Raw genomic sequence first — 22,035 nt, 5'->3', positions numbered from 1 at the left:
GGATCACGATGCCCCCGCTCCGACGGCGTCGATGATCTCGCGTGCGCCGTCGGTCGTGAGCGTGACGTGCCCATACACAGACGTGTCGACGACTCCCGGGACCAGCCGCTCCATCATCGATTCGAGGTCGATGGCCGCACCGTCGACGTCACGGACCGCAAGCTCGATGTCATCGGTCGGCAGATCGTTCTCATCGATGATGATCTGAAGAACCGACGCGAGGTCCGACTCGGTGAACTCCGCATCATCGAGATAGACGCCGACCGACAGCTCGAAGGAGAGACCGCTCGTCGCCTTCTCTGCAAACGCCTCGGTGACTCCGACATCGGAGGCCAACAGCGCCGCGGGGATCTCCTCGACCTCGTCGTCCGCCAGATCGCCAGCTACGAGCGAGCAACCGGTAAGGGAAGAGACCGCCCCTGCGAGAAGCGCGGCGGCAGCAAGAGCGCGATGACGCCTCAATGCTCCACCCCCGAATACACCTGGTGGTCGATGACCTGCCCCCCGAGTCCGGCGAGATCCCAGGGGTCTTCGCGATCGTTCTCAGACCGATAGTGTCGTTCCCACGCGGCGACGGATTCCGCGTACGCATCATTGTCGTGCGCATCGAAAAGGTGCTTTCCTGGCGGGTCGGGGAGCGTGATCTGATGCATGTTAGGCGGCAGAACCGTGATCGGCGTGTGCGGGACGTCGATGGGGGCCAGCCCGGGTAGTCCGGGCACCGCCACCGCGCTTCCATCGGTCATCGGCACGACGTCCGATGCGTGTTGGAACGCATAGACGGGGACGTGCGGCGGCACCGCGAAGTTGTCGACGGGTGAACCGTTCGTCACCACCGCGAGCGGCTTGTAAGGGAAGGTCGGGTCGGCAGCGAGGTTGGCCGCCATGATGCCTCCCTGGCTGAAACCGGTCAGGACGACATCAGCGCCGGCGGGAATCCCCGCTTCCTTCATCGCCTGCAGGACCGCGCGCTCATACTGTCCACGGAAGACCGGGTTGTCCATCATGAGAGCCAGGTTGCTGTCGCGGTCGTTCATCGCACCGTGCGGCCCGTCGAACTCCCACGGCTGCGTCGAGGGCAGCGACACCACCCAGTGGGTCGAACCGTCCGCCGCCCGCACCTGCTTGATGTCGATGACCGTCGCGTCCTGACCGCCCATGGCGTCCGTCGTCGTGTTCACCGCGACGAGATCCGAGAGGGAGCGCAGGTTGGTGACTTCGTGCGCCTCGATCCACGCGAGGAGCGCCCTCCCGCTCAGGTCATCCGGGTCGATCTCCCGCACGTTCACATCCGTGTCGAGGAAGTCGTCCAGCACATTGCCGCCGAGCACTCCGAGCGGGCCGCCGAACAGCCCCCGAGCACGGGCATCATGTCGGCGATCACTCCGCGGAGCCGCTGCAGCGCGTCGCCGACCAGCTGGACGAGCTTGTACAGCAGCTCCGCGAGTGAGACGACGGCGCTGATGAGGTTCTTCACGAGCGCGCCGCCGACCGTGACGAACTCCGCGGCGGAGTTCGCGAACCGCTCGAGGTCCTTGAGCTTCGACAGCGGGTTCACCGACCATCCGAAGAGGTCCTCGGCGAATCGGCTGAGACGGCCGAGGAAGTCGCAGATCAGCACGCGGGTGGACTCGATGATGTGCGAGACCGCACGCACGGCGCTCGCAGTCGCGCCCGTCCACTGCACGCCGTCCTCGCTCACGGAGAGCACATCGGAGAAGCGCTCGCGCAACGCCCTGACCGTGCGGCCGTCCAGGTCGACCAGCCGACGATCAGCGTCGCTGAGCATCGCGTGCGTCCTCCCGAGCGCGCGCTCCGCGTCCTCCCAGCGCGCCGCGAAGGCGCCGACGGTGCCCGGGTCGCCGAGCAGATCGTCGAACCACTCGCGGAGGGGCTGGATGTACTGGATCAGCAGACCGGCGATGCCGGGGATGCTCGCACAATCGGCCTGCGCCGACGTGTAGCCCGCAGCGCCCGCTGCCCAGGACCCGGATCGCACCTGGCCGCTGATCGCGGCGACCGCGGTCACAGGGCCTGTCCTTCGATCGCGCGGAACGTCGTCACGGCGGTCTCCTCCACCTCGCGGAACTGTCCGACAGTGGCTGCGAGAGCCGCAGACGTCAGTGCCGAGAGCGCGCTCGCCGTCGCGAGCGTCGACCGGGATGCCTCTGCGAGTGCCGACACCGCCGGGCCGAGCAGGGGGGTGCACAGGGCCCCGAACGCCTCTCCGCCCACGCCGCCGGCCGCGTTCGCCGCGGCGCCGCGCAGGATGTCCGCGGCATCCGAGAGCGCCCGCACATGAGCCTGCAGCAGATCCGCGTCGACGACGATCTGCTGGTTCGCCGCTCCCGTGGTCATTTCCATCCTCCCGACATCGTCATGTTCAGTTACCCCCCGAGTGCGCGCTGGCCGGCCAGGTCCGTCTCGGAGTACGACGTCGCGAGATCGTCCAGGGTGGTCGCGATGGCCTCGACGAGGGCGCTGCGCTCCCGCATCGACAGGTCGAAGCGCCCGTGCGCGGAGTCGAACGCGGACTGGGCCTCCCCCGACCACGAATCCCGCAGCACGCCGGCGATCCCGACGAGCTGCTCCAGGGCCGCGTCGATGTTCGCGGACGCATCGCCGATGGAGCGCGCAGCCGCGGCCAGGCGGGACGGGTTGACCTCGATCGTCGCCATCAGCGGTACCCGAGGGTGTCGTCGCCCGGGGCCGGAAACGCGACCTGGACGTCCCGCCGGACAGCGTCGACCAGCCCGGAATCCGCACCGAGCGTCTGCGCCAGGGACTCGACCACGGCGTCGGCCGCCGCGCGCTGAGCCGCAGCGATCGTGTCGGTGATCGTCGCGCCGAGCGCGATCGCATCGTCGACGGCGCTCGACAGCCGTACCTCGGCGATCGCCCCGGTCGGCTGCGCCACCACCGTGACCCGACCGTCCGACGACGTGACCGTCGCCGTGGTCTGCGTCGCCTCGGCAGACACCCGCGCCGCTTCTTCCGCGAGCACACGCGAACGCGCGATCTGCGCATCGATCTTCGCGTTCAACGCCTCCATAGACGCGAGAACGTCATTTCCCTCCGGCATCTTCTTCCCCCTCCGTTCGGTCACAACGAGTCGAGTGACCGATTGCGCTTACTGCTCATGCTTTCCCCCTTGCGCGGCGGTCTGTCGTCGTGACGAGCTGGTCAGCACCACGGCGAGGACCACCCCGCCGATGACGAGCATGGCGAGCACCGCCCCACCGCCGATCAGCAGCGGCGCGAGATCTGTCCCGGCGGTACCCGAGCCGGATCCCGCCTCACTCGTCGGCTGCGGAGAAGCGCTCGCGGCGAGCAGCGCGGCTTCCTCGTCCACGTTGGCCTGCTGGGGAACAGCGTTCTCATCGTCGGCGTCCCAGAGCGGGTTCACATCCGGGTACTTCGTCGGATCGACAGCCAGCATGCCGGAGAGCGATATCGCCCCGTACCCGCCGCTGTTGTTCCACTTCGGTTCGTGCTCGCCCTTCGTCCCGGTGTTGTGGATCATGCTCTGGATGAGCTGATTGGACGTCGCCTCCGGGTACTTCTGCTTCACGACCGCCAGGAAGCCGGCCGCGATCGGCGTCGCCAATGAGGTCCCCGAACGCAGTTGCTGCGCGTCCCACGAGTCCGCGGTGCCCTGCGCGATGATCTCCAGCCCCGGAGACGCCACCTTCACGTCCTCACTCAGATTCGGCGAGGGCTCGGCGAGCACCGGATCGTACGTCGAGTACTGGATCTTGCCATCGGGGCCGAACGCCTGCACGGCGACGACACCGTTGTAGCTCGAAGGCCAGTCACCGACCCCGCCCACATTCGGCAGCGAACCCAACACCACGACTCCGGCCGCATGAGCCTTCGCCACCGAATCCGCGGCGTCGACCAGCCCGCCCAGCGAAACCGAGATGATATCCGCACCGTCGTCCACCGCCGCCGAGATCGCCTTTGCCAGGCCGGAGGGGCGGCGCATTCCTTCATCGCTCAGATCGTCATTGATCAGCTCGCCGTTCTCCTGCAGGCAGGTGGACTCGACGTCGTTCCCCTCCGGCGCGCTGGTGGTGATCATCGAGTTGTAATAGAGCACCGTCGCGCCCGGCGCCACACCCTTGATGGGGGTGCCGCCGACCGCCTCTCCCGTGCCCAGGATCATCGAGGCGACGTTCGTGCCGTGATTCGCCGCGACATAGTCCGAGGAGATCGCGTCATACCGCTTTCCCGACTCGTCGAAACAGAACGACTCCTCCCGCACCTGGAGGTCAGCGCCCCGCAGACCGGGAGCATCCGGATTCACCTGGGTGTCGATCACGGCGATCGTCACTCCGGAACCGTCGAGGCCGGCGTCCTGTGCGGCCTGCACCTCGCCCCGGTTGAAGTACCACAGCCCGCCCTCGGACTCATCCGATGCCGCCGCCTCACCGGAGGCCCGAGGCTCGGTATGCGGCTGGGGGACAGGGCCGTCGCAGGCGATCGATCCGGTCAGCTTCGCGGGGTACCGCTGGGCATCATCGGCCGTGACACTCACATCGTCACCGGGTTTCGAGATCGCAAGCCCGTGCGCACTGGTCGAGTCGCAGGTGATCTGGTCCGGCTGCAACGTCAGAGTCTGCTCTCCGCCGCCGGTCACGGAGGTCACCGTGAGCACCGTCGCGCCGCTCGACGCGCAGCCCGCAAGCGAAAGCGCGGTCAACGCCGTAGCAAGGGACGCTGCCGCCGCCCGCCGCATCCCGGACACGGCGCGCCGACGGGTCAGCTCACTGCGTCCACTCATCCCCATACTCGCCAGTCCGAACCACAGCGGCGTCATTCAGTTGGCAGGCTCGTCGCGGGATCCGGCGCGAGCACCCTTGGCGCGGGGGCCGGCTTCCTCTTCGTCCTCCAGCTTCGGCGCGATAGGACCACCGAGGCCCGAACGCTTCGCCTTCTCCTCCTCGTCGGCGCCACCGGCGCCGCCCATCATGCCCATGCCCGGACGGCCACCGGCTCCTGCCGCGCCGGAGGACCCGGTGCCCGAGGCACCCGCCCCGCCGACGCCGCCGGCACCGGCCATACCGCCGGGGCCTCCTGCTCCACCGACGCCGCCGAGACCACCGACGGCGGAGTTACCGAGCAGACCGCCACCGGCCTTGAGCCCAGCGCCTGCGCCCGGCCCCAAGCCGGCACCGCCGAGTCCGCCCATGCTGCCGAAGCCGGCGATCTTCGAGCTCGCCGCAATCGCCGCCGCACCGGCGCCACCGCCCACGATGCCGCCGAGGCCGCCACCACCCGCACCACCGCCCGGGACATATCCCCCGGGGCCGGTCGGGTATCCGCCACCCGTTCCGCCGCTGCCCGCGCCGCCAGGGCCACCGGGAAGCACGCCTCCGCCGGGAGAGTCGATCGACGGGTCCTTTCCGCCGGGAAGCCCGGGACCTTCGCCCCCCGGTACCACCGGGTCCCACCCGATCCCGGGTCCCCCCGGATTCGTCGGGGGCGTGGGGAAGCCGGGGTGCGCAGGAGAGGTCGGAACGGGCGGCTGATACGTGCCGACCCCGCCGCTGGGCGCCGGGGTACCGCCGACACCGGGAGCAGAGCCGGAGGGCACGCCGCCGATTCCCGGGGATCCGATCCTCGGGGCATCGATCTCAGGGCCACCCGTGGGTCCGTCGTCGATCTTCTCGCTGTTCGAGGAGTCGATCCGGACCTGATTGAGTTCCGCGGATGCCGCGCTCAGTTTCCTCGTCGGCTCCAGCAGCGCCTTCTCGACCTTCTCGACGATGGCCCGTGCCGCCTCCTCGCGCTGGTTCCCGAGGAAGTCCCCGATCACGTCCAAGGCCTTGTCGGCGGCGAGCGGTCCCAGCACGGGGTGGACCACGAAGGAAGCACCCTTCGCTGCGTTGGCCCAGAACGGATCGACTGCGGCCGAGGGAAGTTCCGCTGAGGCCGCCGTGCGCCGTGCTTCGTTGCCCTCGCCGACGGCCGAATCGATCACGGTCACGATGTTCCGGATTCGGGTGAACTTGTCTCGGATCTCGTCGACAGCGGCCGTAGCAGCTTCCGCCGAGCTCCCCGTCCAGTACTCCGACTTTCGGGCGTTCGCGAGCGCACCGTCCAGCGACTCCAGCGCGTGGATCAGCGCCGACGTCTTCGGGATGATTGAATCCGACAGGGCTCGAATGCGATTCAGTTCCGCCTCGTACCCGCCGCTCTGCTTACCGGCCATGGTTGCCCCCTTGTTCCGTTGTCTGTCGACGTGATGATCGTGTCAAGACGATCGCGAGAGTGATGCCGCCCACGACCAGCACAGCAACGATGACACCGCCGATCACCCACGGCATCGCCGACACATCCGATGGTTGCTCAGCCCCGCCGGGCGCGGAAGAGGGTCGTGGAATCGCTGTCCCATTTTCCCGATCCTGTGCCGCCTTGACCTCGTTCACCATCGCAAGTGACGGGGAGGCGTTCGGATCATCGGCATCGAAGATCGGATTCTCATCCGGGTACTTCGTTGGATCCACCGCCAGCATCCCGGCAAGAGACGCCGCGCCGTATCCCGTGCCGGAGTTCCATTTCGGCTCGTGCTCGCCCTTCGTGCCCGTGTTGTGGATGAGACTCTGAATCAGCTGCCCCGCTGTAGCTTCCGGATACTTCTGCTTCACGACCGCCAGCATCCCCGCCACGATCGGCGTCGCGTACGACGTCCCCGATCCGAGCGACTGCGCCTCCCACGAGTCCGACGCGCCCTGCAGCAACAGACCGATTCCCGGGGCGGCGGCGATGACGTCGTCACTCACGTTCGGCTTCCCGTACTGCCCGTTCTGGATCTTGCCGTCCTCACCGAACGCCTGCACGGCCACGACACCGTTCAGACTGGCCGGCGGGGAGGCGATCCCATCCTCGTTCGGCATACTGGCGACCACCACCACGTCGTTGGCGTAAGCCTCCGCGATGCCCTTCGATGCGTCCATGCCACCGGAGGAGATGGAGATGATGTCCGCCCCGTCAGCCACTGCGTCCGAGACGGCATGGTCCAGCCCTGTCCGGTTGTCCGCCGCCAACTTGCTGCCACCCTCCTGCAGACACTCAGCATCCTCGCCCTCGTCGTCGAGGACACCGTCGACCACCGGCGCAGTGTAGAACAGCATCTCCACCCCGGGCGCGACGCCCTTCACCGGGGCGCCGCCAGTGGGTGCCTCCCCCGTTCCCACGATCATCGATGCGACGTTCGTCGCATGATGGGAGGCCACATAATCTGTCGCGACCGACGGATACGGCGTCCCAGACGCATCCAGACAGTACGACGGCTCCCGGACCGTCACGTCCGCCCCGCGGAGACCGACCGCATCCGGATTGATCTGACTGTCGATCACGGCCACCTTGACACCGGAACCATCGAAGCCCGCATCGTGAGCTTCCTGGATCCGGCCACGATCGAACCACCACAGACCGGACTCTGCGGTGTCCGCAACCGCAGCCGCCGGCACGAGGGCCGCGAACGCCAGGCCGGTGAGACCGACGATCGCGGCAACCCCACGAAACGCACGCTGCATCAGAAGTCGGCGTCCTCGGGCTCGGTGGACTTGTCGGCGGCATCCGCCTTCACGCCATCGCTCAGACCACCCCCGACCGGAGTCATCGACTCGGTCTGCTCGACAGCCGAGTCCAGCAGAGAAACGATCAGTTTCGTCTCATCTGCCAGGGCGGCGTCCTGCTCCGCGAGCTGGAGGACCGCCGCACGGATGGTGTCGTGCGTATTCTGCAGCTTCTCGATGGCACGCTCTGTCGCATCGCCCATTTCGCGCGCGGCATTGGCGACAGCCTGATGGAACTCGCGAGTCGTGCTCGACGCCTCGCCTTCGACGACAGCCACCTCTGCAGGACTCGGAAACTCCTGCAGTTCGCGCAGAAGCCGCTTCAGCTCGGCGAACACTCCATCGAAGTCGACTGCGATGCTCATCGACGCCCCCTCTTCTTTCCTCCGGCGATCCCGTCACGCCTGCTGTACCGTCCGGTGGGTCACCGAAAAGCACAGCAGACGGCGCGGGCCCGACGCATCTCTGCGCCAGACCCGCGCCCCGGGTTCACGCGCCGAAGCGCCCCGCAGCCGACTTGTCGGTCTGCACGTACTGACCCGAGATCTCCTCGGTCTTCCCGGCGATCTGCGTGAGCAGCTGCTGCATCTCGCTCAGCGAGCGGTTCCACTTGGCCTGCGCCTGGTCGTAGGCCTGCTGCGCGGCACCATCCCACGCCGCACGCAGCTTGCCGACCTCGGACTCGAGGCGGTCCAGCTCGGACCGAATACCCTGCGACCCGCTGCGGATCTGCGCCGCGAGAGCGTTGACCTGCTCCGGGCGAACGGACATCGACTGCATCATGTTCTCCTTGAAATCTCTGCGGTCTGCGCTCAGGCGCCCATCATCGAGCCGAGGCCCGAGATGGTCTGCTGGTGAGCTTCTTCGGTCGCGGCCTGGTCGCGCTCGGTGCCGGCGAGGGCATCCTCGAGCGTCACGAGGACCTCGTTGAGCTGACGAGCCTGCTCGTCCCACCGCGACATCAGCGTGGTGAACGATGCGGCAGCCGCACCCGTCCAGAACCCGCGCAGCTGCTCGATCTCACCGCGGACCTTCTTGGTCTGCTGATCGATCCCGGACTTCGTCTCCCGCACGGCCTGGGCTCCGCGACGCAGAGCCCCCTCTTCTGCGGAGATGACATCAGCCATTACTCACTCCCTCCGGTCCCCATGAGGACACACGCGGGGGAGCGCCTTCCCGATACGGGACGACTTCGGAACAACCCCCGACCAATCTGTTTCCGCACATAGGCTAAGGCAGGTCGGTGCCCATTTCCAACGGCCTGGACAGATCCGTATGGAAATTTCTATGTTCGATCGATGAATGAGTGCCCTCACCACTCAGAACCCGTGCTGACGGACGAAGTCCGCGAATCCTTCGCCGGCTGAATCGCCACCGACGAAGGTGGGAACCTCGAGCAGGAACGTGTCGGTGAATCCGTCGCCACCCGGAACCACGACGTCGATCGGGTAGCTGCCACCGAACGCCAGCACGCGCGGTGTCCCTCCCGTGGCGGACGCATTCTGCACTGCCGCGACGATCGCCGCGGTCACGTCCACGCCGTTGATGCGGTACTCCGTGCCGTCGGGCAGCCGTTCCGCACCCGACATGTCCACCCCGACCGTCTCGGACGACAGATGGACGAGGCGATGCTCCGGGACCGTGCCCTCCTTCGGGATGCGGACGAGGTGCATGGTCTCGTCCCTGGTGTCGTCTCCGACCTGGTACCGCACCTGTACCTGCGCGCCGTCCGCGACCGTCTCCGCCCGGGTGACCTCGACGAGTTCAGGCCTCGAATCGACAGACGAGTACACCTCGTCGGCGAGCAGCAGCGCCTCGTCGGCGTCGATGTCGACGTCGAGGTCGGTCATCAACGCCGCCGATCGCGCATCTCCGTCCTCGAGGAGTTCGAAGAAGTTCTCGACCGTGGCTTCTGCCTGCAGGTCGTCGATGCTTGTCGCGATCGGCTGCACCGGCGACGCCGGAGCACACGCGCTCATGGAGGCGGCCAGGCAGAGGGCCCCCGTCCACGCGAGCAGTTTCCGCGCACGGCGGATGCGGGTTTCGTGCATGATCACCTCAGTAGATGACGGCAGCCGGCCAGGTGCCGTTCGGGAAGCCGTAGAGATTGGCCATCCCCTGCTTGAGCGAGTCGGCGGTGCTCTTCGATGCGGTGAAGTTCCGGGCCAGCTGCGCCGTCATGTCCACCGCGAGTTGCGCAAGGTTCGTGCAGACATTCACGATCTTCGGCACGATGTCGAGCCACTTCAGCGGGTCTGCCGAGATGAACTCGGACGCCGCGTCGACCTGGTCGAGCATGTAGGTGATCATCCGCTCACCGAAGTCGATCCACGCGTTGAGGATCTTCTCCGCGTACTCGTTGAGAAAGTCCATCATCGAGTCCGTGTACCCCGCCAGGGTGTCCATCGCGGCCTTCTGCCGTTCCGCGAGGTCACCGTAGCCATCGCCGGGGTCGCCCTTCCACGTGCTGTCCGCGCGCAGGTAGGAACCTTCGATCGTCGTCTTCGAGCCGGTGATCTTCTGTTTGACCGTGATCCATTTGTCGTGCTTCGCGTACATCGCGAACGGATTGCCGGGACTCAGATAGTCGGCGATCGTGGCGACGAACTCGTTGTACTTCTCGATGGCGTCGTTGAGACGTTCCCTGACCTCGTTCATGGTGTTCTTGAACCAGTCGAGGAACTTATCCCAGAGGCTGATGTCGCCCTTCTTGGCGTCGTACGCCTCGTTGCATTCCGTGAGCTTCTGGCCGGTCTCGGCGATGCCGTCGGTGACGTTGCGCACCAGGTCGTCGAACGAACCCTGGTCGGTGGGTGTGATGAACTCCATGTTGTTCCTCTCCGAGGCTCCGGCTCAGCCCTGATCCAGCAACCACTGCGAGTAGCCGTCGGCCGCCTCGTAGTTCCGCTTCGTCTGGACAAGCTTGTCCGACACGGCCTGGAGCGCGATCTTGGCATCGTCGACGAGCGTCGAGATCGTGTCCTGCGCCGTGTTGTAGTTCTCTTCGGCACCGACCATGTGTCCGATTCCGTCCATCTCGAATCGGGCCAGTGCGCACTCCTCGACGATCCCGGCCACTTCGCCGTACGTCGTGGACAGGTCGCTCCACACCTTCGAGTCCGCCTCGAGATCTTCGAGCGCCGCCTCATAGTCTTCGTAACTCATGGTCCTCCGTCGTCGCTATGCGGGTGCAGGGGTGGTCAGTGCGAGGGGTGGGTGCGGGCGCGGACGGATGACACGACCGCCTCGAGCTCCGGCAGGTCACCGAGCACGCGGTCACGCTGATCACGCAGCCAATGGTCCGCTTCCTGGAACAGTCCGACGATCTCGGACGCGAGAGTCTGTTCGGGCGTGAACTGGACGTTGTAGGGGTCGACGTCCAGGGCGCGAGGAGTCCCGCCGACCAGCTCGAGCGTCACGTTTCCCGACGGGCTGCGCAGCTGAATCGACTCGCGCGTCGCTGCTTCGACGGATCGCCGATAGTCATCGAGTTCGGAGAACGCGGCGAGAAGGTTGCCGAGCCGAGCGCTGAGGGCGGCGCGGCCCTGCGTTCTCGGCGTCTCCACGGTGGGAGCGGTCTCGCCCGCTGAGGCGCGGTGCCCCAGCTCCTCTTCCAGTTCCACCTTCGTCTGATTCCTGGACGCCTCGCTCGCACGGAACAGCCGCAGGATCAGCGGACCGACATCCTCCGCGCGCACCGATCGCCACCACTGCGGCGACAGGCGCAGCAGGTCGAACGCACCGTCGGCCCCGACCGACACCTGTACGAGCCCATCATCGTCGGACACTGTCCAGATCTCGGGGTCCGCCGCGCGCAGGGCTCCCAGACGCTCATGCGTCGAATCGTGATTCGTCATGCCTCACTCCACAAGCTCTTGGTGGACCGCTGTGCGTTCGCGAAGACGTCGTTCGAGTCCCCGGTCCGTCGCTGCACGCGGTCGAGCTCGTCCTGCATCTCCTGCATCAGTGCATTCCAGCGCCCCTGGGCGTGCGCATATGCGCGATAGGCCTCGCCGCTCCACTCACCTGCGAGCCGGTCCAGGCTCGCCTGCAGGTCGCCGAGCAGTCGCGCGATCTCGTCGCGCGCCCCACGGAGCTCACCGACCAGCGCCTCGATCTGCGAGCCGCCGATCTTCATCTCTTCCGACATCTCCCCCGCCTTCCTCCGGTCGCGCGACGCCGCCATCGCTCGTCCACGCGTTCGCAACAGATAGTATCTGGCCTGTCAACTAGAGTGAGTCCGGGCCGGACCCCCGCAACGCCTGCGGCGGGAGAGCATCGCACACGTGGGGGGACACCACCGATATGAGCCAGAGCGGCACCGTGGCAGGAACCGTGCTGCGGATCTCCGTGGTCAGCGACGACCGCAGGCTCGACGTGGGGGTGCCATCGCAGGTCCCCCTGGTCGAGATCATCCCCGGCTTCGCTCGGAGTCTGGGCGTGCTGGATCCGACCCTCACGCACGGCGGATACGCGCTGCAGCGGGCGGACGGCACACCCCTCGACCCCGCTCGCGGCGCCGCGGCCCAGGGCGTGCACGACGGCGAGCTGCTGACCCTGGTGCGCGGCGGGCTCATGCGCGAGCCGCGCATCTACGACGACGTCGTGGAAGCCGTGATCGACGCGACGGCGGAGCAGCACAACTCCTGGACGCCCGCGGACAGCTCCCGCACCGCCCTCTTCGTCAGCCTCACCTTCCTCGCCCTCTGCGCCGTGCTCCTCGTCGCGACGCCGCCGACGTCTCTGCTCCCGGTGATCATCGCGGGATCGGGCGCGGTCGTGCTCAGCGTCGCGGCCGCGGTGCTGATGCGGCTGCGGCAGCCGGAGGCCGGTCATGCGCTCGGACTCACCGCCGCGGCGTACGGCGGGCTCGCGGGCTACCTCGCGGTCCCCGCGCAGAGCATCTGGGGCTGGCCGCTCGCCGCTCTCGGGCTCGGACTCGTCGTCGTCGGGGGCCTCAGCCTGGCCGTCACCCAGGACAAGCCCGAGATCCACCTCGTGCCCATCGCCCTCGGCGCCTCGATCGGGATCACGGCTACGGCGGCCGCGGTCTTCGGCGATCCGCTCGCCTCGTACGCCCTGATGCTCGCGACCACGGCGCTGCTCGCGAACGGCATCCCGTGGCTGGCCCTGAGCTCCACCCGCATCCGGGTGATCTCGCCGCAGAGTGATGCCGACATGTTCTCCGCACCGCAGCCCATCGATGCCGAGGAGGTGAAGCGTCGCGCCGCGGCCGGTACCCGCACGCTGATCGCGCTCCGTGCCGCGCTCGGCCTCGCCGCCCTGATCGCGACCCCGCTCGTCGCCGCCAGCGGTGTCACGGGCGCCGTGCTGTGCGTGCTCGCCTTCGTCGGCATGATGTTCCAGTCGCGGCAGATGCACGCCCGTCTCGGGGTGCTCGTGCTGATGGCGATCGGGGCCATCGGCCTCGCCGCGACCGGTGTGACCGTCGCTCTCGCCCTCCCCGACGTGCGCACCTGGATGCTGCTCATCCTCGTGGTCGCGACCGTGGTCCTCATCGGCCTCACGCTGCTCACACCCAAGGCCCGCCTCCGCCTCACGCGGCTCGGCGACACGGTCGAGGTCGTCGCGCTCGCCCTCCTGCTCCCGCTCGGGGTCATCACGGCGGGGCTCGTCTGACCGATGGCGACCAAGAAGGACCTGATCGAGGCCCAGGGCTTCAGCCGACGACGACTCCTCTCCGCTTTCACCGGCGGCGCCCCCGGCGGCAAGGAGCTCGAACCCGCCAAGCCGCTGCGCGCCGTGATCGCGGGCATCGCCCTCACCGTCGGCGTGATCCTCGTCGGCGTGTTCTGGGGCATCATGCAGCCGGGCCTCCCGGGCGACTGGCAGAACAACCGCCTCATCGTCGCCACCGACACGGGCGCCCGCTACGTCTCGGTCGAGGGGACGCTGTACCCCGTCATCAACACCGCCAGCGCCCGCCTGCTCATCCCCGCTGGCGAGTTCAAGGTCGTGCGCACGGATCAGGCCGCCCTCGACGGCATCCCGGTCGGCGGCTCGATCGGCATCCTCGGCGCGCCCGACGACCTGCCCACCCCGAGTGCCCTGATCAACACGGCATGGACGGCGTGCGTCGACGACGCCGCCGGCACCGCCGTCTCGCTGTCGGGGACGCCGATCGCGGCACCGTCGACGGGCACGGGCGCTGTGGTGCAGCGTGGCGACGAGCTCTTCGTGATCGCCGGCGGCCTGCGATACGCCGTCCCCGCCGACGACGCCAACGCGGTGTTGCGCGCGGTCGGCCTCGGCACCAGCGACGTCATCGAGGTCGACGGGCGCTGGCTCAACCTCTTCGAGAGCGGCGCCGATCTGGAGCCGATCCGGCTGAACGCCGTCGGCGCCCGGGTGCCGGGGACCGACCTGACGGCGGGCACGATCGTGCACGTGCAGGGCAGCCCCGCGGACGAGCGCTACGTCGCGCTCGCGACCGGAGAGCTCGCGCGCCTCAGCCCGCTCGCGTACCAGCTCTACCTGCTCGGCAGTGCGCAGGAGGCCGGCACGGACGAGGAAGAGGTGTCGCCGGCGGAAGTGGCCGACGTGCCCACCGTGCCGAACGCCGGTGGCGACGACTGGCCCACGCTTCCGCTGACGCCGCTCGCATCCGACGAGACGCCGTGCGCGGTCCTGGGTGACGACGCCCGCACCGTCCTCGGGTCCACCAGCACCGAGCTGCCGGAAGGTCGCGACCGCGTCGGCGTCACCGTCGGCGGCGGGGCCCTCGTGCAGACGAGCGGCCCGTCCGATGAAGCGGTGGGCATGGCCGTTCTCGTCGACGAGTCCGGCACCGCCTACGTCATTCCGGGCGCCGTCCTGGACGAGTCGGCCGAAGACGCGGCGAGCGGCCCGCTCGCCCAGCTCGGCTACACCCCGGGCGACGTCGGACAGGTGCCGAGCGCGTGGATCGACTTCTTCGCCGCCGGGCCGGCGCTGACCACCGAGGCCGCGAGAGAGTCGCCCGGCTCCGGGGACGAGTGATGCGTCGCCGTGCCGCTCTCGCCACCCTCGTGGTGGGTGCTGCCGTGCTGGGGACGCCGGCCGCCGCGGTGGCCGCGCCGGCTGCCCCCACGACGATCGTGTCGATGGCGACCGGTGCCTGCGAGCCCGGCACCGTGGTGTTCGCTGCGGAGGCGCCGTCGGCACTCACGGCCCTCGGGGCGGAGGATGCGAACCGTCTCGCCACCGGGAAGGGCGTGGTCGTCGCGGTCGTCGACTCCGGGATCGACGCCGGCAATCCGCACCTCGCCGGCGTCGTCGTCGGCGGCGTGAACCTCGTCGGCGACGGCGAACGCGCTGACGGCCTGAGCGATCTGACCGGGCACGGCACCGCCATCGCCGGGCAGATCGCGGCGCAGCCCGTCTCCGGCTCCGGTGTCGTGGGCCTCGCCCCCGACGCGCGCCTGCTGTCCGTGCGCGCGTTCCGCAGCGATTCGCCGCAGGACGTCGACAAGGGGTGGGGCCCGAGCGCCCAGCGCCTCGCCGACGGCATCAACTGGGCGGCCGACAACGGCGCGGACATCATCAACGTCTCGTCGTCACAGGAGACGGACTCGCCTGCGCTCCGCGGGGCGGTAGAGCACGCTGCTGCCGTCGGAGCGCTCGTCGTCGCCAGCGGCGGCAACAGGGCCTCCGACCCCGAGGCGGAAGACGGAGCCCGGTATCCCGCCGCCTACGAACAGGCCCTCGGCGTCAGCGCGGCCGACGCCAACGGCCTCGCGACCGACAGCTCGATCCACGGGCCGCAGGTCGGCGTCACGGCCCCCGGCGCGAATGTCCTCACCGCGGCGACGGGCGGCGGCGACTGCCTGTTTGCCTCCGACGCCCCGGCATCGAGCTTCGCGACCGGCTACGTGAGCGCGGCGGCCGCGCTGGTCGCCCAGGCACACCCGGACGATCCTCCGGCGGGGTGGGCGTATCGACTGACGGCCACGGCACTCCGCGCCGATGCCGACAACCGCGACGACGTGAACGGCTGGGGCTTCATCCGGCCGTCGGCCGCCATCCAGCTCCTCCCCGACCCCACCACGCGCGGGCCCGTCAGCCCCTTCTTCGACACCGCGGAGAGCGCGGTGCGACCCCCGGTCGTGAGCGTCGACCCCGACCACGGCGTGCCGCCCTTCATCCTCACCCGCGAGGTGGCGCTGATCGCCGCGATCGCCGGAGCGACCCTGCTCGGGGTCCTCGGCATCCTCATCGTGCTCCGGCGACGCCGGGAGTCCCCGCCCGACGCGGCGGCCGACGTCGAACGACAGGGCGGCCTCCTCGACCGCCCCGAGCCCGAGGTCTGAGAGTCAGAGGCCGACTCACCGGCCGGCGGCTGCCGCCCGTCGCGCCCTGACGACCGCCCCCACGAGCACCGCACCGGTGATCATGACACCTCCCGCCAACGGGAGCAGGAGCAGCCCGACGGCCGCGCTCTGCTGGTTCTGAACGACCTGACCGTAGACGAAGGCCCCCATGCTGCCCAGCACACCGACGAAGAGCGCCGCCGCGACGAGCCAGAGCAGTGGGGTCATCGCGGTGAGCGTCGTCGACGGCTCCCGGACGAACCGGAAGGCTAAGCCGGCGAAGAGGAACGACACCGCTGCGACGACCAGAGCCACCAGACCCGCGAAGAGGAATCCAGGGTCGGTCCCCGCCGCGACGAGCGAGGGAATCGCGACGATCGTCGTCAGAGCACCGAACACAAGGGCGAACACGCCGGCGACACGTGGCCTGCGCGACGTGTTGCTCGTCGTCGCCGACCGCTTCACACCCTGATCCATCCGTCCGTCCCCTCCACCGACGTCCCACCCTAGCGAGGACCGCACGGCGCCTGCTTCCTCAGCCGAAGACGACGAAGCCCAGCACCACGAGACCGGCCACCGACACGACGCTCGCGCCGACGGTCGCAGCGAGGGTGAAGACGCTCCACCGCTGCGCCTGCTTGGCGACGGAGGGCAGCCCGGGCTCCACCACCCGCGTGGGTGCGGCCGCCCCGACGACGACGGGCGGGGCGACGGGGGTGCGGGGTGCCGGTCGGGGCTTGTAGATCGCGGGGGCCGGTGCACCGTCCGGGGCGGCGAAGGAAACGACCGTGAACCGCGGCCCGGCGGTCTCGGGTGCGATGCCGTCGCCTGCTGCGGCGGCACCCTTCTTCCGCCGCAGGCGTCGAGCCGGACGCGCGACCGCCACGGTGGCGTCCTCGGGGGCGTCGGCCGCCGGAGGTGCGGACCGATCGACGACCACGGTCGCGTCGTCGATGGCCTCACCCGCGGCGTCCTCGGGCCCGACATCGTCCGGCTCATCGGCGACGGTGCTTTCGGGCGCGTCCACTGCGGCATCGTCGGTCCGGTCGGGAGCCGGAGCCGTCTTCGCGCGATCCACCACGATGGTCGCCTCGTCGACGGCGGACGATGTGTCATCGGCCGCCGGGGGCACCGAGTCGGCGGCCGCTTCGGCCCGCCGGCGGTCCCGCCGCGTCAGGATGACGGTCTCCTCGACCTCGTCGCCGCTCATCGCGCCCGTACCGGGACGGTCGTGCCGTCGAGCGTCGAGTCGGTGAGCGCGGACACCGCGGCCCGTCCGCCCGTCGCGTCGTCGGGACGGGTCCGCGCGCCACCGGAGACGACGTCGATCACGAGGACCGAGACGTTGTCGCGTCCGCCGCCCTGCAGCGCGCGGCGCACCAGAGCCGACGCCGCTGTCTCCGGACGGCCGTTCATGGTCAGGGTCGCGCGGATGGCTTCGTCGCTGACCTCGCCGGTGAGCCCGTCGGAGCACAGCAGGAGCCGCTCACCGTCGACGACGGGGAGGAGCCAGCTGTCCGCGGTGCTGTCCGGAGCGCCGACCGCCCGCGTGATGACGTTGCGGCGCGAGAACGAGGCGAGGTCTTCGGGGCGGAGCTCTCCGGCATCGACGAGCTCCTGCCCGAGGGAGTGGTCGATCGTGAGCTGCGCCAGCTCGGTGCCGTGGTGCCGGTAGACCCGGGAGTCCCCGACGTTGAAGACGAGCCAGTGCGGCGCGCGCTCGTGCTCCACGAGGGCCACACCCGTCACGGTGCTGCCTGCGCCGCGCTTGTGCGCGGCGGCGATCGCCTCGACCACGGCCGTGGCACGGCTCAGAGCGTCGCTGATGTCGCCGACGTCGACCGCCCGCCCCCGCAACGGCTCGAAGGCCGCGACGACGGCCGCACTGGCGCGGTCACCGGCGTCGTGACCGCCCATGCCGTCGGCGACCAGGAAGACCGGGCGTGCGTCGAGCACCGCATCCTCGTTGGCCGTCCGCGTGAGCCCGGTGTCGGTCAGCGCGGCGACCCGGAGGACGACGGATTCCACGGTCACGAATCGCGCTCCGCGACGACGTGCATGCCCACTTCGCCCAGGATGAACCGGCCGGTGCCGACCACGCTCTCCCCGGCGTCCAGGAGGGTCTCCGAGCCGTCGTCCGCGACTACCACGACGCCGTTGGTGGCGTGCAGGTCGGTCAGTCGCCACTCGTCCTCCTGCACCACCAGGCGGGCGTGGGTCTTCGACAGCGTGCGCGTGGTGTCCGGGATGGCCAGCCGCTGCTCGCCCGGCTCGCCTGTGGGGTTCCGGCCGATCACGACGCTCGCACCGGACAGCGAGAACCGGCGACCGTCGTCCAGCACAAGGACCCGCCGCACGCCGCGCTTGCGGGCGACCACCACCGTGGCATCGAGGTCGTCGTCGGTCGGGCGCGGTGTCACCACGGTCTTGTCGACGTCGGGGACCAGACCGCCCGGGACCGCGAGCGCCTCTGTCGCGGGGGCAGGCGCCGGCGCGCTCTGCTCCGCCGCGGGTGCCGCAGCCGTCATCGACGGAACAGGGCGGATCGTGGGCATCTGCGGGGCCTCGGGCTGACCGCCGTCGCGGAACGAGGGCGGCACGGGTCGGACGACACGGTTCGCCTCCGGAGCCGGCGCGGGGGCAGCGGGCTCCTCGCTCGGCGGCGAGTCCACGGAGGGAGCAGGGGCCGGCGCGGGCTGCGGGGCGGCCGTCGGTACGTCGCCCATCGCGGCCATGATGCCGGTCGTCGGCTGCGCGGGAGCGGAGGGCGTCGGCTGTGCGGCCGGGGAGGGTGGTGTCGGAGCCACCGCGGGCGGAAGCACGGGCGCCGCCGGCGGAACCGGGGCAGCAGGCGGAATCGAGGCAGTCGGCGGAACGGGCGCAGCCGGCGGAACGGGAGCAGCCGCGGGCGACGGCGCGGGCGGCGCCGGTGGTGCGAACGACGGAGACGGCGTCGAGGACGACGGAGCCGGCGGCGCGGCAGGCGGAGCGAACACCGGCGGCGCGAACGACCTCGGTGCCGCGGGCTCGCCCTGCGGCGCACCCGCGGTCGGCGGGGCACCCGGGGGTGGGGTCGGAGCGACCGCGGGCGGCGCGGCGTAGTCCGGGAAGATCAGCGACGGCGCCTCCGGCGATCCGTTCCCCGCCGGAGCGAGGGAGGGGATCGTGTACCCCGAAGCGTCGCGCGCGGGAGCCGCGGAAGGCGGAGCACTACGGCGCGGACCCGGCTGGAGCGCCGCGAGTCGGTCCCCCTCCGGATAGGGCGCCGGGCCCCACGCGAGGATGGTCGCCCACACGGGCGGCAGGAGGATGGCGAGGACCGTCATCCCCGCGCCCCGTCCGAACCGCCGGTTGATGCGATGCGTGGCGACGACCTTGAGATAGATCCCGTAGAGCTGCACGAGCGGGATGAAGTAGAAGACCACCGACCAGGCCGGCACTCCGCCGCGGGCGAGGATCTCGGCCTCGTTGAGGACGGGCACCCACCCCTTCCACCCTTCCCCGTCGATGCGGGGGAACAGCCGCGACAGGGCGAGGGCGTACCAGACGTAGACGGCCAGGCCGACGAGCAGGCCGAGTCCGACGATGATGGCGAGCATCGTGGCCGGACCGGAGTCCGCGGGCGCGGTCATGAGTCCCCCTTCTTCCGGTCATCCAGTGAACCGGTCCCTCCGAGCGTACCGAGCGTGGGTCGCGCGCCGAAGCCGGGGAGGCGCAGGGAGCGCGCCCTCGCGACGAAAGACGTCGGCCGCACACGTGTGCGCAGGCGCTGCCACCGCGTCCCCGCCTTCGCCAGCTCCGCTCGCTCCGCATCCACGATCGTCCACGCGGCCGTCGCGTCGTCGGGAGTCGGCGGGTGCTCGGCGAAGACGGCGCGGTCCACGAGAGCGGCCAGCCGCTGCGCGGCCGCACGACCGCTCGACTGTGCGCGCTGCGTCCGGGTGCCGTGCGCGACCATGGGGACGTCGTGGTCGGCGTACACGTCGGCGAGCTCCTCCCAGGCGCCGGCGAGCCGGACTTCGGGGTCCGGGGCCGTGCGGCGCGCGTGGGCACGTCGGCTCTTCGCGACGAGGAGCACGAGCAACGGCAGGGCCAGCAGGAGCAGGGCGAGCAGCCCCAGTCCGACGCCCTTGAGGATCGGCAGCAGGAAGGCGAGGACCTCCGAGCCCGGCTCCTCCAGCGGGGGCGCGTCGTTGTTCGCGTCGCTCTGCGCCTGCGGCGGGTCCAGTGCCTCGGACCGCGGCTGCTCCGGAACGGTCGGGTGCTCCGGCAGCTGCTCTCCCTCGGTGATGGCGCTCGGCAGCATCGCGTACTGCGGCGTCGCATCGACCGGGATCCACTCGTCGCCCGACGCACGCACCTCGACCCAGGCGCTCATGTTCGCGCCGGTGCAGACCTCGGTGCAGGCCGGGATCCCCGGGACCTCCTCCGCCGTCGCGAGTCGTGCGCCCAGCACCACACGGGATTCGAGACCCCAGTGCTGCGCGAGGAGCGCCGCGGCCACGGAGAACTGCTCGTCGTCACCGACCGCCGACACGAGCAGCTCGGGGTCGGCGTCGGGACCGGCCCGCCGCTCCTGCTCCGTCAGCTCGGTGAACAGCTCCTCGATGCGCGCGGCCGAGTGTCCGGCGTAGCTGGGCGCGAACGCGTACCCCTCAGACGCCTGGAGCGCCGCGATCCACCCCGCAGCGGAGGCATCCTCGAGCAGCGCGTGGCTCAGGTAGCCCCGCGACCGGAGGCGATCGATCAGCTCGAGGTAGCCGGCGCCGGTGCGCGGCTGCTCCTGCATCTCCGCCCACTCGACGAGCGCGGGGTATCGATCGGCGTCGAGGGTCGACCGGCCGCCCTGGAGGGCCGTGATGTCGCCGGGCTTCTCCGGCGCATCGATCAGCACGGAGTAGCGGTCACCGGGCACGAGGCCCTCCCCGCCACCGGGCGCATCGGCGACGGTGATCGCGGTGTCGCCGTCGGCGTTCACATGGAAGCCGTCGGCGAGCGCATCGGCACGCTCCCCGGAGAATCCGGGCGCCTCCGCGAGTCCGGCGGGTGCCGGCACCCAGATCCCGCGGTAGGCGTCGCCGATCGTCACCTCCAGCGTCACCCGGCCGGAGCCCGGGAGGGCGGAGCGCGGCAGACGACTGAAGCGGTCGTCGGCGTCGATGTGGAAGTCCTCGCCGTCGTACGCGTCGAGGGTCACCAGGCGGAGGCGGTCCACGGCGCCGGGGTCGCCCTCCAGCTGCACCACGGGCGTGTCCAGCGTGTCGCCGGAGAACCAGGACCGGTAGGAGCTGAGCGGACTCGGCTGTTCCTGCACCACGACCATGGGTTCGATCTCGTCGCGGAGCACGGAGCGGTCGGACCAGCCGGCCGCGGCGGGGGCGATCGCGAAGCCCGCGGCCAGGGCGACCACGGCCAGCCCCGCCGAGAGGAGGTGGCGGCGCACGGTGAGCCAGGCGGGGGTCGCGCGACGGGAGATGTTCGCCGCCGCCACGCTGCGCAGCGCGGCGGCGCGCTGCAGGCGCGTGCGCCCGACGAGCCAGACCAGCGACACCACGAAGACCGCCACCCCGACCAGCCATTCGCGCGGCGCGGGGAGCTCGATTCCCGCCACCGTCACGGGAGAGGACGTCCCGCTCACACCGAAGGCGATGCCGAAGACGCTCATCGCCACCACCACCGGGACGGCCGCCGCCGCCCGCTTGCCCCCGCCCCAGACGAGCAGCGTGGCGACGAATGAGCCGAACAGCATCACCACGAGAAAGGGGATGAGGACTGCCTGGTACTCCCCCAGCGGCGGATTCAGCGTGAGCATCTGCTTCCAGCCCAGCACGACCCCGAGCACCGCATCCCGCACACCGCCGAGGAACGCGGGCACGGAGGTCAGGGCGGAGGGGATCGCGAGCGGCACCGCGACGAGCAGGTACACGCCGGCCGCGGCGACCGCGGCGAGCAGCGTTCCCCAGCGCAGGACGCGCGCGACGACCGCGACGGCGATGCCGAGGAGGCCGCCGATGATCCCGACGGCGAGGGCTCGGGACGACTCGTAGACGGGCCAGGCGGCCGCCGTGGCGAGGAGCACACCGGCCAGCACGTATCCCAGAGACCAGAGCAGAAGCGCCGACGGCACGAACCCCCGTCCGGAT

25 protein-coding genes are annotated in these 22,035 nt (G+C 70.1%); 3 read left to right on the top strand and 22 right to left on the bottom strand.

Annotated elements, in window-relative coordinates; translation table 11 throughout:
- Positions 1 to 3 precede the first annotated feature (3 nt).
- The 17 genes from AB0310_RS12460 to AB0310_RS12380 all read right to left on the bottom strand — a co-directional run bounded on the left by AB0310_RS12460 (position 4) and on the right by AB0310_RS12380 (position 11,733).
- Positions 4 to 462 carry a hypothetical protein gene (locus AB0310_RS12460; RefSeq protein WP_232089166.1) on the bottom strand — a complete coding sequence of 153 codons (459 nt, stop codon included), beginning with the start codon at positions 460 to 462 and terminating at the stop codon, positions 4 to 6.
- Positions 459 to 1,160 carry an alpha/beta hydrolase gene (locus AB0310_RS12455; RefSeq protein ID WP_366237360.1) on the bottom strand — a complete coding sequence of 234 codons (702 nt, stop codon included), beginning with the start codon at positions 1,158 to 1,160 and terminating at the stop codon, positions 459 to 461. Before AB0310_RS12455 ends, AB0310_RS12460 begins: the two co-directional genes overlap by 4 nt.
- Before the next feature lie 125 nt (positions 1,161 to 1,285).
- Positions 1,286 to 2,029, bottom strand: coding sequence for a hypothetical protein (locus AB0310_RS12450; protein WP_366237359.1), 744 nt, complete (start codon positions 2,027 to 2,029; stop codon positions 1,286 to 1,288).
- Entirely contained in the window at positions 2,026 to 2,358 is a 333-nt protein-coding gene (locus AB0310_RS12445) for a hypothetical protein (protein WP_187663168.1), read from the bottom strand. Before AB0310_RS12445 ends, AB0310_RS12450 begins: the two co-directional genes overlap by 4 nt.
- A 29-nt stretch (positions 2,359 to 2,387) precedes the next feature.
- On the bottom strand, positions 2,388 to 2,678 hold the full coding sequence (locus AB0310_RS12440; protein ID WP_187663167.1) for a WXG100 family type VII secretion target: 291 nt from the start codon (positions 2,676 to 2,678) through the stop codon (positions 2,388 to 2,390).
- On the bottom strand, positions 2,678 to 3,052 hold the full coding sequence (locus AB0310_RS12435) for a YbaB/EbfC family nucleoid-associated protein (protein ID WP_259952745.1): 375 nt from the start codon (positions 3,050 to 3,052) through the stop codon (positions 2,678 to 2,680). The genes AB0310_RS12440 and AB0310_RS12435 overlap by 1 nt, the downstream gene beginning before the upstream one ends.
- Positions 3,053 to 3,130: 78 nt before the next feature.
- Positions 3,131 to 4,783, bottom strand: a complete 1,653-nt coding sequence (locus AB0310_RS12430; protein WP_313366658.1) for a S8 family peptidase — start codon at positions 4,781 to 4,783, stop codon at positions 3,131 to 3,133.
- A 36-nt stretch (positions 4,784 to 4,819) separates the two neighbouring features.
- Positions 4,820 to 6,214 carry a hypothetical protein gene (locus AB0310_RS12425; RefSeq protein WP_280568908.1) on the bottom strand — a complete coding sequence of 465 codons (1,395 nt, stop codon included), beginning with the start codon at positions 6,212 to 6,214 and terminating at the stop codon, positions 4,820 to 4,822.
- Positions 6,204 to 7,541 (bottom strand): S8 family peptidase, encoded by a 1,338-nt coding sequence (locus AB0310_RS12420; protein ID WP_366237358.1) that lies wholly within the window; start codon positions 7,539 to 7,541, stop codon positions 6,204 to 6,206. The genes AB0310_RS12425 and AB0310_RS12420 overlap by 11 nt, the downstream gene beginning before the upstream one ends.
- Positions 7,541 to 7,948, bottom strand: a complete 408-nt coding sequence (locus AB0310_RS12415; RefSeq protein ID WP_280568913.1) for a hypothetical protein — start codon at positions 7,946 to 7,948, stop codon at positions 7,541 to 7,543. Before AB0310_RS12415 ends, AB0310_RS12420 begins: the two co-directional genes overlap by 1 nt.
- A 124-nt stretch (positions 7,949 to 8,072) precedes the next feature.
- Complete coding sequence (locus AB0310_RS12410) at positions 8,073 to 8,354, bottom strand: WXG100 family type VII secretion target (RefSeq protein ID WP_136052373.1); 282 nt, start codon at positions 8,352 to 8,354, stop codon at positions 8,073 to 8,075.
- A 41-nt stretch (positions 8,355 to 8,395) separates the two neighbouring features.
- Positions 8,396 to 8,710 (bottom strand): WXG100 family type VII secretion target, encoded by a 315-nt coding sequence (locus tag AB0310_RS12405; RefSeq protein WP_187663161.1) that lies wholly within the window; start codon positions 8,708 to 8,710, stop codon positions 8,396 to 8,398.
- Between the two features lie 192 nt (positions 8,711 to 8,902).
- On the bottom strand, positions 8,903 to 9,634 hold the full coding sequence (locus tag AB0310_RS12400; protein ID WP_259952754.1) for a hypothetical protein: 732 nt from the start codon (positions 9,632 to 9,634) through the stop codon (positions 8,903 to 8,905).
- A gap of 7 nt (positions 9,635 to 9,641) precedes the next feature.
- Positions 9,642 to 10,412: a hypothetical protein gene (locus AB0310_RS12395; RefSeq protein ID WP_187663159.1), complete on the bottom strand. Its 771-nt coding sequence runs from the start codon at positions 10,410 to 10,412 to the stop codon at positions 9,642 to 9,644.
- A 24-nt stretch (positions 10,413 to 10,436) separates the two neighbouring features.
- The gene (locus AB0310_RS12390; protein ID WP_187663158.1) at positions 10,437 to 10,748 is read right to left on the bottom strand and encodes a hypothetical protein; all 312 of its coding nucleotides are present in this window, start codon (positions 10,746 to 10,748) and stop codon (positions 10,437 to 10,439) included.
- A 35-nt stretch (positions 10,749 to 10,783) separates the two neighbouring features.
- Positions 10,784 to 11,440, bottom strand: coding sequence for a hypothetical protein (locus tag AB0310_RS12385; RefSeq protein WP_259952757.1), 657 nt, complete (start codon positions 11,438 to 11,440; stop codon positions 10,784 to 10,786).
- Positions 11,437 to 11,733, bottom strand: coding sequence for a WXG100 family type VII secretion target (locus AB0310_RS12380; protein ID WP_366237357.1), 297 nt, complete (start codon positions 11,731 to 11,733; stop codon positions 11,437 to 11,439). Before AB0310_RS12380 ends, AB0310_RS12385 begins: the two co-directional genes overlap by 4 nt.
- A gap of 155 nt (positions 11,734 to 11,888) precedes the next feature.
- Between AB0310_RS12380 and eccD the strand changes: the two genes are divergently transcribed.
- From eccD to AB0310_RS12365, 3 genes are read left to right on the top strand one after another with little or no spacing between them, the layout of a single operon-like run.
- Positions 11,889 to 13,223, top strand: a complete 1,335-nt coding sequence (eccD, locus tag AB0310_RS12375; protein ID WP_366237356.1) for a type VII secretion integral membrane protein EccD — start codon at positions 11,889 to 11,891, stop codon at positions 13,221 to 13,223.
- Positions 13,224 to 13,226: 3 nt separating this feature from the next.
- The gene (gene eccB / locus AB0310_RS12370; RefSeq protein WP_366237355.1) at positions 13,227 to 14,582 is read left to right on the top strand and encodes a type VII secretion protein EccB; all 1,356 of its coding nucleotides are present in this window, start codon (positions 13,227 to 13,229) and stop codon (positions 14,580 to 14,582) included.
- Complete coding sequence (locus AB0310_RS12365) at positions 14,582 to 15,892, top strand: S8 family serine peptidase (RefSeq protein ID WP_366237354.1); 1,311 nt, start codon at positions 14,582 to 14,584, stop codon at positions 15,890 to 15,892. Before eccB ends, AB0310_RS12365 begins: the two co-directional genes overlap by 1 nt.
- A gap of 15 nt (positions 15,893 to 15,907) precedes the next feature.
- Here the strand turns inward: AB0310_RS12365 and AB0310_RS12360 are convergent, their stop codons facing one another.
- The 5 genes from AB0310_RS12360 to AB0310_RS12340 are packed head-to-tail and all read right to left on the bottom strand — an operon-like array spanning position 15,908 to position 22,019.
- Complete coding sequence (locus tag AB0310_RS12360; protein ID WP_363444833.1) at positions 15,908 to 16,369, bottom strand: hypothetical protein; 462 nt, start codon at positions 16,367 to 16,369, stop codon at positions 15,908 to 15,910.
- Positions 16,370 to 16,427: 58 nt separating this feature from the next.
- The gene (locus AB0310_RS12355; protein WP_366237353.1) at positions 16,428 to 17,102 is read right to left on the bottom strand and encodes a hypothetical protein; all 675 of its coding nucleotides are present in this window, start codon (positions 17,100 to 17,102) and stop codon (positions 16,428 to 16,430) included.
- Entirely contained in the window at positions 17,099 to 17,926 is an 828-nt protein-coding gene (locus AB0310_RS12350) for a PP2C family protein-serine/threonine phosphatase (RefSeq protein WP_366237352.1), read from the bottom strand. Before AB0310_RS12350 ends, AB0310_RS12355 begins: the two co-directional genes overlap by 4 nt.
- The gene (locus AB0310_RS12345) at positions 17,923 to 19,524 is read right to left on the bottom strand and encodes a DUF5684 domain-containing protein (RefSeq protein WP_366237351.1); all 1,602 of its coding nucleotides are present in this window, start codon (positions 19,522 to 19,524) and stop codon (positions 17,923 to 17,925) included. Before AB0310_RS12345 ends, AB0310_RS12350 begins: the two co-directional genes overlap by 4 nt.
- Entirely contained in the window at positions 19,521 to 22,019 is a 2,499-nt protein-coding gene (locus AB0310_RS12340; RefSeq protein WP_366237350.1) for a transglutaminase domain-containing protein, read from the bottom strand. Before AB0310_RS12340 ends, AB0310_RS12345 begins: the two co-directional genes overlap by 4 nt.
- Positions 22,020 to 22,035: the final 16 nt, after the last annotated feature.

The sequence above is a fragment of the Microbacterium meiriae genome (genome assembly GCF_040702565.1).
GTDB classification, from domain to species: domain Bacteria; phylum Actinomycetota; class Actinomycetes; order Actinomycetales; family Microbacteriaceae; genus Microbacterium; species Microbacterium meiriae.
This window is presented reverse-complemented; position numbering and strand designations above follow the sequence as displayed.

Coding starts and splice junctions, on each gene's coding strand:
- AB0310_RS12455 (WP_366237360.1), bottom strand. CDS start 1,160: ATGGGCGGTCAGGACGCGACGGTCATCGACATCAAGCAGGTGCGGGCG.
- AB0310_RS12365 (WP_366237354.1), top strand. CDS start 14,582: ATGCGTCGCCGTGCCGCTCTCGCCACCCTCGTGGTGGGTGCTGCCGTG.
- eccD (WP_366237356.1), top strand. CDS start 11,889: ATGAGCCAGAGCGGCACCGTGGCAGGAACCGTGCTGCGGATCTCCGTG.
- AB0310_RS12380 (WP_366237357.1), bottom strand. CDS start 11,733: ATGTCGGAAGAGATGAAGATCGGCGGCTCGCAGATCGAGGCGCTGGTC.
- AB0310_RS12385 (WP_259952757.1), bottom strand. CDS start 11,440: ATGACGAATCACGATTCGACGCATGAGCGTCTGGGAGCCCTGCGCGCG.
- eccB (WP_366237355.1), top strand. CDS start 13,227: ATGGCGACCAAGAAGGACCTGATCGAGGCCCAGGGCTTCAGCCGACGA.
- AB0310_RS12415 (WP_280568913.1), bottom strand. CDS start 7,948: ATGAGCATCGCAGTCGACTTCGATGGAGTGTTCGCCGAGCTGAAGCGG.
- AB0310_RS12405 (WP_187663161.1), bottom strand. CDS start 8,710: ATGGCTGATGTCATCTCCGCAGAAGAGGGGGCTCTGCGTCGCGGAGCC.
- AB0310_RS12430 (WP_313366658.1), bottom strand. CDS start 4,783: ATGAGTGGACGCAGTGAGCTGACCCGTCGGCGCGCCGTGTCCGGGATG.
- AB0310_RS12345 (WP_366237351.1), bottom strand. CDS start 19,524: ATGACCGCGCCCGCGGACTCCGGTCCGGCCACGATGCTCGCCATCATC.
- AB0310_RS12440 (WP_187663167.1), bottom strand. CDS start 2,678: ATGGCGACGATCGAGGTCAACCCGTCCCGCCTGGCCGCGGCTGCGCGC.
- AB0310_RS12355 (WP_366237353.1), bottom strand. CDS start 17,102: ATGAGCGGCGACGAGGTCGAGGAGACCGTCATCCTGACGCGGCGGGAC.
- AB0310_RS12410 (WP_136052373.1), bottom strand. CDS start 8,354: ATGTCCGTTCGCCCGGAGCAGGTCAACGCTCTCGCGGCGCAGATCCGC.
- AB0310_RS12360 (WP_363444833.1), bottom strand. CDS start 16,369: ATGGATCAGGGTGTGAAGCGGTCGGCGACGACGAGCAACACGTCGCGC.
- AB0310_RS12420 (WP_366237358.1), bottom strand. CDS start 7,541: ATGCAGCGTGCGTTTCGTGGGGTTGCCGCGATCGTCGGTCTCACCGGC.
- AB0310_RS12390 (WP_187663158.1), bottom strand. CDS start 10,748: ATGAGTTACGAAGACTATGAGGCGGCGCTCGAAGATCTCGAGGCGGAC.
- AB0310_RS12445 (WP_187663168.1), bottom strand. CDS start 2,358: ATGACCACGGGAGCGGCGAACCAGCAGATCGTCGTCGACGCGGATCTG.
- AB0310_RS12435 (WP_259952745.1), bottom strand. CDS start 3,052: ATGGAGGCGTTGAACGCGAAGATCGATGCGCAGATCGCGCGTTCGCGT.
- AB0310_RS12400 (WP_259952754.1), bottom strand. CDS start 9,634: ATGCACGAAACCCGCATCCGCCGTGCGCGGAAACTGCTCGCGTGGACG.
- AB0310_RS12425 (WP_280568908.1), bottom strand. CDS start 6,214: ATGGCCGGTAAGCAGAGCGGCGGGTACGAGGCGGAACTGAATCGCATT.
- AB0310_RS12395 (WP_187663159.1), bottom strand. CDS start 10,412: ATGGAGTTCATCACACCCACCGACCAGGGTTCGTTCGACGACCTGGTG.